Genomic DNA, 396 nt, shown 5'->3' on the forward strand with positions numbered 1-396 from the left:
AGTAGAACCAGTAGAACCAGTAGAACCAGTAGAACCAGTAGAACCAGTAGAACCAGTAGAACCAGTAGAACCAGTAGAACCAGTAGAACCAGTAGAACCAGTAGAACCAGTAGAACCAGTAGAACCAGTAGAACCAGTAGAACCAGTAGAACCAGTAGAACCAGTAGAACCAGTAGAACCAGTAACACCAGTAGCTCCAGTGTCACCGGTAACGCCAGTAGAACCAGTAGCCCCAGTAGAGCCGGTAGCTCCAGTGTCACCAGTAGAGCCAGTAGCTCCCGTAGCCCCGGTAGCCCCGGTAGCCCCGGTAGCCCCGGTAGCCCCGGTAGCCCCGGTAGAACCAGTAGCTCCAGTAGAACCGGTAACTCCGGAAGAACCAGTAGCTCCAGTGTCACC

1 protein-coding gene is annotated in these 396 nt (G+C 53.5%); it reads right to left on the reverse strand.

Features of this window, described 5'->3' with window-relative positions:
- The coding region (locus tag ACIQ7T_RS13585) for a hypothetical protein (RefSeq protein WP_402870966.1) at nucleotides 1-396 on the reverse strand (396 nt) is incomplete at both ends.

Origin of the sequence: Lysinibacillus sp. NPDC096212 (genome assembly GCF_044763105.1) — a bacterium.
GTDB lineage: Bacteria > Bacillota > Bacilli > Bacillales_A > Planococcaceae > Lysinibacillus.